The 10,061-nt window shown below is 69.6% G+C and carries 8 protein-coding genes and 1 riboswitch; of the genes, 2 read left to right on the forward strand and 6 right to left on the reverse strand.

All coding sequences use genetic code 11. The annotated features are described in order from the left end of the window. Window positions 1-66: 66 nt before the first annotated feature. The 3 genes from ACZ49B_RS00720 to ACZ49B_RS00730 form a co-directional block, all read right to left on the reverse strand. Entirely contained in the window at window positions 67-1,086 is a 1,020-nt protein-coding gene (locus ACZ49B_RS00720; RefSeq protein WP_468299102.1) for a ribonucleotide-diphosphate reductase subunit beta, read from the reverse strand. Beyond that, a complete protein-coding gene (locus tag ACZ49B_RS00725; protein ID WP_468299104.1) occupies window positions 1,086-3,479 on the reverse strand; it encodes a ribonucleoside-diphosphate reductase subunit alpha in 2,394 nt (797 codons plus the stop codon). Before ACZ49B_RS00725 ends, ACZ49B_RS00720 begins: the two co-directional genes overlap by 1 nt. A 143-nt stretch (window positions 3,480-3,622) precedes the next feature. Next, a riboswitch (cobalamin riboswitch) is annotated at window positions 3,623-3,746 on the reverse strand. A gap of 51 nt (window positions 3,747-3,797) precedes the next feature. Beyond that, a complete protein-coding gene (locus ACZ49B_RS00730) occupies window positions 3,798-4,298 on the reverse strand; it encodes a GNAT family N-acetyltransferase (protein WP_468299106.1) in 501 nt (166 codons plus the stop codon). Between the two features lie 78 nt (window positions 4,299-4,376). Between ACZ49B_RS00730 and ACZ49B_RS00735 the strand changes: the two genes are divergently transcribed. Then, window positions 4,377-4,961 carry a Uma2 family endonuclease gene (locus ACZ49B_RS00735; RefSeq protein WP_468299108.1) on the forward strand — a complete coding sequence of 195 codons (585 nt, stop codon included), beginning with the start codon at window positions 4,377-4,379 and terminating at the stop codon, window positions 4,959-4,961. Window positions 4,962-5,013: 52 nt separating this feature from the next. Here ACZ49B_RS00735 and ACZ49B_RS00740 read toward each other — a convergent pair whose 3' ends face one another. The 3 genes from ACZ49B_RS00740 to ACZ49B_RS00750 form a co-directional block, all read right to left on the reverse strand. Continuing rightward, complete coding sequence (locus ACZ49B_RS00740; protein ID WP_365952518.1) at window positions 5,014-5,211, reverse strand: YbdD/YjiX family protein; 198 nt, start codon at window positions 5,209-5,211, stop codon at window positions 5,014-5,016. Continuing rightward, window positions 5,208-7,361, reverse strand: coding sequence for a carbon starvation CstA family protein (locus ACZ49B_RS00745; RefSeq protein ID WP_468299111.1), 2,154 nt, complete (start codon window positions 7,359-7,361; stop codon window positions 5,208-5,210). The genes ACZ49B_RS00740 and ACZ49B_RS00745 overlap by 4 nt, the downstream gene beginning before the upstream one ends. A 222-nt stretch (window positions 7,362-7,583) precedes the next feature. Continuing rightward, window positions 7,584-8,348: a GntR family transcriptional regulator gene (locus tag ACZ49B_RS00750; RefSeq protein WP_030153577.1), complete on the reverse strand. Its 765-nt coding sequence runs from the start codon at window positions 8,346-8,348 to the stop codon at window positions 7,584-7,586. Window positions 8,349-8,639: 291 nt separating this feature from the next. Here ACZ49B_RS00750 and ACZ49B_RS00755 point away from each other — a divergent pair, with 291 nt between their 5' ends. Continuing rightward, a complete protein-coding gene (locus ACZ49B_RS00755; RefSeq protein ID WP_468299113.1) occupies window positions 8,640-9,923 on the forward strand; it encodes an extracellular solute-binding protein in 1,284 nt (427 codons plus the stop codon). Window positions 9,924-10,061: the final 138 nt, after the last annotated feature.

Here is a 10,061-nt window from a genome sequence, read left to right on the forward strand (position 1 = left end):
GACCCCGGTCACCCGAGTCGTTCTCCCCATGGGCGGGGACGCTATCAAGCCACTGGAGCAGGCGACTTAGAAGTCCTCGTCCAGGTCGACCGTGCCCTCGACCGCGACCTGGTAGGCCGACGGGCGGCGCTCGAAGAAGTTCGTCAGCTCCTGGACGCCCTGGAGCTCCATGAAGGAGAACGGGTTCTGCGAGCCGTACACCGGCGGGAATCCGAGGCGGACCAGGCGCTGGTCCGCGACGCACTCCAGGTACTCGCGCATCGACTCGGTGTTCATGCCCGGCAGGCCGTCACCGCACAGGTCGCGGCCGAACTGCAGCTCCGCCTCCACGGCTTCCTTCAGCATGTCCGTGACCTGCTGCTGGAGCGCGTCGTCGAAGAGCTCCGGCTCCTCCTTGCGGACCGTGTCCACGACCTCGAACGCGAAGTTCATGTGCATGGTTTCGTCGCGGAACACCCAGTTGGTGCCGGTGGCCAGGCCGTGCAGCAGGCCACGCGAACGGAACCAGTACACGTACGCGAAGGCGCCGTAGAAGAACAGGCCCTCGATGCACGCCGCGAAACAGATCAGGTTCAGCAGGAAGCGACGGCGGTCGGCCTGCGTCTCCAGCCGGTCCAGCTTCTCGACCTCGTTGATCCACTTGAAGCAGAACTGCGCCTTCTCGCGGATCGACGGGATCTCCTCGACGGCGTCGAAGGCGGCCGCGCGGTCGTCCGGGTCGGGCAGGTAGGTGTCGAGCAGCGTCAGATAGAACTGGACGTGCACGGCCTCCTCGAACAGCTGGCGCGACAGGTACAGGCGCGCCTCCGGGGAGTTGATGTGCTTGTAGAGCGTCAGCACCAGGTTGTTCGAGACGATCGAGTCGCCCGTCGCGAAGAACGCGACGAGGCGGCCGATCATGTGCTGCTCGGCGGGCGTCAGCTTCGCGAGGTCGGCGACGTCCGAGTGGAGGTCGACCTCCTCGACGGTCCAGGTGTTCTTGATCGCGTCCCGGTAGCGTTCGTAGAAGTCCGGGTAGCGCATGGGGCGGAGGGTCAGCTCGAAGCCCGGGTCCAGGAGGTTCTTGTTCTTGTCGGTGGAGCTCATTACTGGCAGGCCTCGCAGGACTCGGGGTTCTCAAGGGAGCAGGCCAGCGCCTCGGCGTCGGCGACCGCCTGGGGCAGTGCGACGGGGGTGGCCGCCTGCGCGGCGCGCGCGATCCTCGTCGCCGGGCGCGAGCGCAGGTAGTACGTGGTCTTCAGGCCCTGCTTCCAGGCGTACGCGTACATCGAGGACAGCTTCCCGATGGTCGGCGTCTCCAGGAACAGGTTCAGCGACTGCGACTGGTCGAGGTACGGCGTACGGGCCGCCGCCATGTCGATCAGGCCGCGCTGCGGGATCTCCCACGCCGTGCGGTACAGCTCGCGCACCTCGGCCGGGATCCAGCCGAAGCCCTGGACCGAGCCGCTGGAGTCGCGCAGGGCCTCGCGGGTCTGGGCGTCCCACACGCCGAGGCTCTTCAGCTCCTCCACCAGGTAGCCGTTGACCTGGAGGAACTCACCGCTCAGCGTCTCGCGCTTGAAGAGGTTCGAGACCTGCGGCTCGATGCACTCGTACACGCCGGCGATCGAGGCGATCGTCGCCGTCGGGGCGATGGCGAGGAGCAGGGAGTTGCGCATGCCGGTCTCGGCGACGCGGGCGCGCAGGGCGTCCCAGCGCTCGGGCCAGGCGCGCGCGGTGTCGTAGTGGTCCGGGTGCAGGACACCGCGGGCGGTGCGGGTCTCCGACCAGGCCGGGAGCGCGCCGTGGCGCTCGGCCAGGTCGCAGGAGGCCTCGTACGCCGCGAGCATGATGCGCTCGGCGATCTTGGTGGAGAGGGCGCGCGCCTCGGCGGAGTCGAAGGGCAGGCGCAGCTTGAAGAAGACGTCCTGGAGGCCCATCGCACCCAGGCCGACCGGGCGCCAGCGGGAGTTGGAGCGCTCGGCCTGCTCGGTCGGGTAGAAGTTGATGTCCACGACGCGGTCGAGGAACGTCACGGCGGTGCGGACGGTCTCGTCCAGCCGCTCCCAGTCCATCTCACCCGTCTCGGTGAGGACGAACGCGCCCAGGTTGACGGAGCCCAGGTTGCAGACGGCGGTCTCGCCGTCGTTGGTGACCTCGAGGATCTCGGTGCACAGGTTCGACGAGTGGACGACCCGGCCCGGCTCGGCGGTCTGGTTCGCCGTGCGGTTGGAGGCGTCCTTGAAGGTCATCCAGCCCTGGCCGGTCTGCGCGAGGGTGCGCATCATCCGGCCGTACAGGTCGCGGGCGGGCATGCTCTTGCGGGCCAGGCCGTCCGCCTCGGCCTTGCGGTAGGCGGCGTCGAACTCGTCGCCCCACAGGTCGACCAGCTCGGGCACGTCGGCCGGGGAGAACAGCGACCAGTCGGCGTCCGCGTTGACACGGCGCATGAACTCGTCCGGGACCCAGTGCGCCAGGTTCAGGTTGTGCGTACGGCGCTGGTCCTCGCCGGTGTTGTCGCGGAGCTCCAGGAACTCCTCGATGTCCGCGTGCCAGGTCTCCAGGTAGACGGCGGCGGCACCCTTGCGGCGGCCGCCCTGGTTCACGGCGGCGACGGAGGCGTCGAGGGTCTTCAGGAACGGCACGATGCCGTTGGAGTGGCCGTTCGTACCGCGGATCAGCGAACCGCGGGCGCGGATGCGCGAGTACGAGAGGCCGATGCCGCCGGCGTGCTTCGACAGGCGCGCGACCTGGTGGTAGCGGTCGTAGATCGAGTCGAGCTCGTCCAGCGGGGAGTCCAGCAGGTAGCAGGAGGACATCTGCGGGTGCCGGGTGCCGGAGTTGAAGAGCGTGGGGGAGGACGGCAGGTAGTCGAGGCGGCTCATCAGCCGGTAGAGGGAGGCCACTTCCTCGACGGCCTGGACGCTGTCGTTCTCGGCGAGGCCGCAGGCCACGCGCAGCATGAAGTGCTGCGGGGTCTCGACGACCTGGCGGGTGATCGGGTGGCGCAGCAGGTAGCGGCTGTGCAGGGTGCGCAGGCCGAAGAAGCCGAAGCGGTCGTCGGCGCCCTCGGCGAGGGTGTGCTCGACGAGTGCGTCCAGGCGGCTCGCGTGCAGCGCGACGAACTCGGCGGTGCGGTCGGCGATCAGGCCCTCGCGGTGGCCGACCGCGACGGAGGAGGAGAAGGAGGTGGCCCCCTGGCCGGCGGCTTCCTCGGCGACGGCCAGCGTCAGCAGCCGGGCGGCGAGCCGGGAGTACGCCGGGTCCTCGGAGATGAGGCCGGCGGCGGCCTCCGTGGCCAGCCCGCGCAGTTCGGCCTCGTCGGCGGCGGCGCTGCGCCCGCGGAGCGCGGCGGCGGCGACCCGGCCCGGGTCGGTGTCGGGGAGGTCGGCCGTCAGCTCGGTGAGGGTACGCAGCAGTGCGGCCCCAGGTCCCCCGGTCTCGATTCCGGTGTCGGACGGGTCGGACTCGGCGCGCGGTGCGGAAGGCGCGATGGTCACGGGGGGAGCTCTCCCTCGCTCGGCTCCGGGACACCTGCGGTGCGGGCGCGAGCGGGCGCGCGCGGGCACCGCCTCGGGGGCACACCGCACGGCGTCCACCGGCCCAACCGCGAGGCCCGGACGTGTCGGCACCCGGTTCGGTCGAGCCGGGCGCACTGTCGGCAGGTCCTCGGACTTGCGGTGACACCAATGGGTGTACTTCATACCGTTGCGGGACAGTTCCGGATTCACACCGGATTCCCCTGCGACGACAGCGAGCATGAGCATACATGTGGGGGCCGGTTCCTGTGCGACCCCCTAGATGTTGTGTCGGCGTGGCTACAGTTCGAGACCGTACGTGAGCAGAGTGAGGCCGGGGACGGGCTCCCAGTTGCGTTCGGGCGTGCGCACGAAGCCGAGCCGTTCGTAGATCCGGTGGGCCCCGACCATGTCGTCCGTGGTGGACAGAACGAGGCGCCGTACGCCCTCGATGGCCCTCGCCCGCTCCATGCAGGCCCGTACGAGCGCCTCCCCGGCACCCCGCCCGCGGCCCGCTCGGGCGACGGCCAGCATCCGGAACTCGGCCTCGCCGGCCACGGCGATGTCGCACAGCGGGCTCCCGGGGGCGGCGAACGCCACACCGCCGAGGAGCTGTCCGTCGCTCGTGGCGGCGACGAGTATCACGCCGTCGCGCGCCCGCCCGGCCACGTCCCGCAGCCGCGCGAGGTACGGGTCGTCGTCGCCGAAGGTGAGCAGCCCGTCCCCGAGGTAGGCCTGCGCGGTGATCTCCCCGAGCGTCCCGTACTCCGCCGCCAGCGCTTCCCTGATCACGATGTCCATGCGGTCGAGTGTGCCGGACGGATGTCGGTGCCCGGCGCTATCGTCGGAGACAGCACCGTCGAGGAAGGCGAGCGAGGCATGACCGTGATGACCGACCGGCCCCAGATGCTGACCGAAGAGTTCGAGACCGTGGCGCGGATGGCCGCCAGAGAGGTCGAAGGGCTGCGGTTCGAGTTCATCAAGGGGAAGCTGGGGGTCAAGGCGGCGCCGGATGGGAACCACGGGACGATCATCGTGTGGCTGTCGCGCATGTGCATGCAGTCGCGGCCGGACCTGTGGTTCTACGGCGAGCAGGGCATCAAGATCCAGCGGTGTCGCAATGGCCGTGCTCGGCCTGATGGCGTCTTGGTGTTGACCGCCTCCCTTGCAGGACACGGGGAATGGGCCGAGCCCGACCCTGTACTGATGGTCGTGGAGGTGACGTCGTACGACACCGACACGGATGCCCGCGACCGACATGAGAAGCCCCGTGGCTACGCGGAGACCGGCATTCCGGTGTACTTGCTGATCGACAGGGAGACCTGCGAGGTCACTGTCCACAGTGAGCCGGACGGCAGCCGGTACGAGAGTGTCCGCACCGTTCCGTTCGGCAAGGACATCGAACTTCCCGAGCCCGTCGGTATCACCCTGCCCACCGAGCCCCTCAAGGAGTGGGTGCGCTGAGCGCACCGAAGGGCCCCGCCGTGACCGGCGGGGCCCTTCGGCGAGTCAGGGCTCAGCAGCAGCGGAAGCCCTCGCGGGGGTCTGCCTCGCGGGCGTCCGTGCGGGCGCGTTCGAAGGCGCGGCGGGTCAGGACCTCGGCCGCGGGGTCGTGCGCGCGGGCGTGTGCGACGTAGCGGTCGTACGCCGCCTCGCCCGAGAACTCCCGTACGAAGAACCGCGCCTTCGCCAGCGCCGCGCGGACGCCGCTCACGCCACCGGCTCCTTCACGCGGCCGCCGCCCGAGTCCAGGCCGGCGGCGGCGAGCTCCGCCCGCTCCTCGGGCGTCGCGATGAGCCCGGCCGGGGCGATGATCTTCGACTCGGTCCACGGGACCTCGGACAGCCTGACCGTCTCCGGGGCGGCGATCGCCTTGAAGCAGGTCCGCGCCGCGTCCAGCAGCACGATGATGATCAGGATCGCGAACAGCGCCGACAGTGCGCCGTCCACGGTGGCGTTGGTGACCACGGTGTGCATCTCGTCCATGTTCTTGGCGGGCGGCAGCACCTTCCCGGCGTCGATCCCGGTCTGGTACTTGTCGCGCTGCGCGAAGAAGCCGACCTTCACGTCGTCGGAGAACACCTTCTGGTAGCTCGCGGTGAGCGTGACGGCCACGTCCCAGGCCAGCGGGACGCCGGTCACCCAGGCCCACTTGAGCCGCCCGGACTTGACGAGCAGCGTGGTGCAGACGGCCAGGGCGACCGCCGCGAGCAGCTGGTTCGCGATCCCGAACAGCGGGAACAGCTGGTTGATGCCGCCCAGCGGGTCCTTGATGCCGACCCACAGGAAGTAGCCCCAGCCGCCGACGACGAGTGCGCTCGCCAGCCACACGCCCGGCTTCCAGCTGATGTCCTTGAAGGACTTGTGCACGTTGCCGAGGGTGTCCTGGAGCATGAACCGGCCGACGCGGGTGCCCGCGTCGAGGGTGGTCAGGATGAACAGCGCCTCGAACATGATCGCGAAGTGGTACCAGAACGCCTTCATCCCGGCGCCGCCGACCACGGACGAGAAGATTTCCGACATTCCGAGTGCGAACGTCGGTGCGCCGCCCGTACGGGACAGCAGGCTGGCCTCCTCGACGTCCTTCGCGGCCTGCGCCAGGTACTCGGGCGACACGGCGAAGCCGAAGTGGGTCACGGCCTGCGAGGCGGTCTCGACGGTGATGCCGATGACACCGGGCGGGGAGTTGACCGCGAAGAACAGGCCGGGCTCGATGATGGTGGCCGCGATGATCGCCATGACGGCGACGAAGGACTCCGTCAGCATGGCGCCGTAGCCGATGACCCGGACCTGGGTCTCCTTCTGGATCATCTTCGGGGTGGTGCCCGAGGAGACCAGCGCGTGGAAGCCGGACAGGGCGCCGCAGGCGATGGTGATGAAGACGAAGGGGAACATCGACCCGGCGAAGACCGGCCCGTCCCCGCGGGCGGCGAAGTCGGTGACCGCGGGCATCTTCAGCGTCGGCATCGCCAGCACCACGCCCACCGCCATCAGCGCGATGGTGCCGACCTTCATGAAGGTGGACAGGTAGTCGCGGGGCGCGAGCAGCATCCACACCGGCAGCACCGAGGCGACGAAGCCGTACGCGACCATCCAGAGGACGAGCGTCTCCTTCTCCAGCGTGAAGGTGCTCGCCAGCGAGGACTCGGCGACCCAGCCGCCCGCGACGATGGCGAGCAGCAGCAGGGCGACGCCGATGACGGAGATCTCGGTGACCCGGCCCGGCCGCAGGACGCGCAGGTAGAAGCCCATGAAGAGGGCGATCGGGATGGTCATGCCGATGGAGAAGACGCCCCAGGGGGAGTGCGCCAGCGCGTTGACGATGACCAGTGCGAGCACGGCCAGCAAGATGATCATGATGGCGAACACGGCGACCAGGGCGGCGGCTCCGCCGACGGGGCCGATCTCGTCCCGGGCCATCTGGCCGAGCGAACGCCCGTCGCGGCGGGTGGAGAAGAAGAGGGTGACCATGTCCTGGACGGCGCCCGCGAAGATGACGCCCGCGACGATCCAGATGGTGCCCGGCAGGTAGCCCATCTGCGCGGCGAGCACGGGGCCGACGAGCGGACCGGCGCCGGCCACGGCGGCGAAGTGGTGGCCGAAGAGCACCCGGCGGTCGGTGGGGTGGAAGTCGACACCGTTGTCAAGGCGTTCGGCCGGGGTGGCCCGCGTCTTGTCGACCTTCAGGACCCGGTGGGAGATGAAGCGCGCGTAGAAGCGGTAGCCGATCGCGTACGAGCCCAGCGCGGCGGCGAGCAGCCAGGCGGCCGAGATCTCCTCGCCGCGCGAGAGCGCCAGGATGCCCCACCCGAGGGCCCCGACGAGGCCGACGAGCACCCAGACGGCGATCGACTTCGGGGTCATGCCCCCCGACGTCGCGCCTTCCGCCGCCATGTCCCCTGATGCGGAAGGCGAGTCCGCCGCTGTGCCCGGACTCGCCGCGTTCCGTTCTGTCCCTGTTGCTTCCGGTTCCGGCATGATCCTCGTCCCCTCGTTGATCATCTGCGTAAAGGCAGGGAATCTACGGGGGCTCGCCCGGTGAACGTAAGCCCCCGTCCGTATAGCGGAACGAGAGTCAACTACGAATCACACAGCGGGGCGCTGGAGTCGCGCCACGAACTTGTAACGATCGCCGCGGTACACCGAGCGGACCCACTCGACCGGTTCGCCGTCGGCGTCCAGGGAGTGGCGGGAGAGCATGAGCATCGGCAGGCCGACGTCCGTGCCCAGCAGGCCCGCCTCGCGCGGGGTGGCCAGGGAGGTCTCGATGGTCTCCTCGGCCTCCGCGAGCCGTACGTCGTACACCTCGGCGAGCGCGGTGTAGAGGGACGTGTACTTGGCCAGCGAGCGGCGCAGCGCGGGGAAGCGCTTGGCCGAGAGGTGGGTGGTCTCGATGGCCATCGGCTCGCCGCTGGCCAGACGCAGCCGCTCGATGCGCAGGACCCGCCCGCCCGTGGCGATCTTGAGCAGCCCGGCCAGGGTGTCGTCGGCCGTCACGTAGCCGATGTCCAGGAGTTGGGAGGTGGGCTCCAGCCCCTGGGCCCGCATGTCCTCCGTGTACGAGGACAGTTGGAGCGGCTGGGAGACCTTCGGTTTCGCGACAAAGGTGCCTTTGCCCTGAATGCGCTCCAGCCGGCCCTCGACGACGAGCTCCTGGAGCGCCTGGCGCACGGTGGTCCGCGAGGTGTCGAACTCGGCCGCGAGCGTGCGCTCCGGCGGTACGGGCGTGCCGGGGGGCAGTGTCTCGGTCATGTCGAGCAAGTGCCGCTTGAGTCGGTAGTACTTGGGCACGCGCGCCGTGCGAGTGGCTGCCCCGCCCTCCGGCTCCGTGGTCGCCCCTTCGGTGGACATCGCCGCCCGCCTTCCCGACTCCAGTTTCGCTGCCGTCACCGGCTCCTCCGATATGTGCGGTCACATCGTGACACGGGTGGGAGGGCAGGCCTCCTCCCTCCCCCAGGTGTCGGTCCGGTAACGGACCGATCACCCGCTCATTAGACCCTTGACACCCCTAAAGGTCTAGGCCAAGCTCCGGTTACTGGTCTAAACCAATATGGATCAGATCCCGGCCCCACGGGCAGTACTTGGTGCATGTCACCGCGGCGGGCGAGGGAAGTTGCAGGCAGCATCCCTGAGGAGGGTGGCGTGAAGCGCAAGCTCATCGCGGCGGTCAGTGTCGCGGGCATGATGGTCGGAGTCGCGGCGTGCGGCAACGGCGGCGACGACAAGGGGAAGACCGACGCGGGCGGCGCCAAGGAGATCACCGTCTGGGTGATGGACGGCTCCGCGCCCAAGGCCTGGATCGACGCGGTCAACGCGGAGTTCTCGGCCAAGCACCCGGGTGTCACCGTCAAGGTCGAAGAGCAGCAGTGGAAGGGCATCCAGGAGAAGGTCACCACGGCCCTCTCCGAGAACACCCCGCCGGACGTCCTCGAGCTCGGCAACACCCAGACCTCCGGCTACGCGGTCACCGGCGGCCTCGCCGACCTGACCAAGGACAAGTCCAAGCTCGGCGCGGACGCCTGGCAGAAGAGCATGCTCGCCTCTGCCGAGTACGACGGCAAGCTCTACTCCGCTCCCTGGTACGCGGCCAACCGCGTCGTCGTCTACGACAAGAAGGCCTTCGCGAAGGCGGGCGTCACCCCGCCGACCACCCGCGACGAGTGGGTCGCCGGCCTCGACAAGCTCAAGGCCGCGGACCCGGCCTCGCAGCCGATCTACCTGCCCGGCCAGAGCTGGTACGTCCTCGCCGGCTTCGTCTGGGACGAGGGCGGCGAACTCGCCGTCAAGGACGGCGACAAGTGGAAGGGCGGCCTCGGCACCCCCCAGGCCGCGTCCGCGATGGAGTTCTACAAGAAGCTCCAGTCCTACTCCACCGCCCCCAAGGACAAGGACGAGGCCACCCCGCAGCAGTCCACCGACGTCGTTCCCAAGGGCGGCGTCGCCTCCTGGATCGGTCTCGGCTGGGAGGCCGGCGGTGCGGAGAAGGCCCTGAAGGACGCGGGCAAGGAAGCCGACTTCGGCTACTTCCCGATCCCGGGCAAGACCGCCGACAAGCCGGGCACCGTCTTCCTCGGCGGCTCGAACCTCGCCGTCGCCGAGCGCTCCAAGAACAAGGAGCTCGCCAAGGAGTGGCTGGCCCTCGCCGCCGGCAAGGACCAGATGACGAAGTACGCCGCCGAGACCAAGGGCGCGCTGCTCCCCAACCAGGTCGGCGCGAACTTCACCCCGGCCGCGGGCTCCTTCGCCGAGGCCATGGCCAAGGCCGGCGCCAACGGCAAGATCACCCCGGTCACCCCGGGCTGGGCGAACGTCGAGACCGAGCCCAACCCGCTCAAGGAGTTCATGACCAAGGTCCTGAAGGGTGAGGACGCCGCCAAGGCGGGCGCGGACGCGGACAAGGAAATCGCGAACCGCATCAACAAGTAGCACCCAGCACCGGGGGTGGGGGGGGGGGGGGGGGGGGGGGGGGGGGCACGGCGGGGGGGGGGGGGGGGGGGGGGGGGGAGACAACCCCCACCCGAGAACGCACAACACTAAGGCGCCCGCAGCCACACCCGAGAAGCC

Source organism: Streptomyces sp. NPDC031132 (assembly GCF_055570595.1).

Excerpts from the sequence above, each read along its gene's own strand:
- ACZ49B_RS00720 (WP_468299102.1), bottom strand. The coding sequence starts at position 1,086 with ATGAGCTCCACCGACAAGAACAAGAACCTCCTGGACCCGGGCTTCGAG.
- ACZ49B_RS00730 (WP_468299106.1), bottom strand. The coding sequence starts at position 4,298 with ATGGACATCGTGATCAGGGAAGCGCTGGCGGCGGAGTACGGGACGCTC.
- ACZ49B_RS00735 (WP_468299108.1), top strand. The coding sequence starts at position 4,377 with ATGACCGTGATGACCGACCGGCCCCAGATGCTGACCGAAGAGTTCGAG.
- ACZ49B_RS00745 (WP_468299111.1), bottom strand. The coding sequence starts at position 7,361 with ATGACCCCGAAGTCGATCGCCGTCTGGGTGCTCGTCGGCCTCGTCGGG.
- ACZ49B_RS00750 (WP_030153577.1), bottom strand. The coding sequence starts at position 8,348 with ATGTCCACCGAAGGGGCGACCACGGAGCCGGAGGGCGGGGCAGCCACT.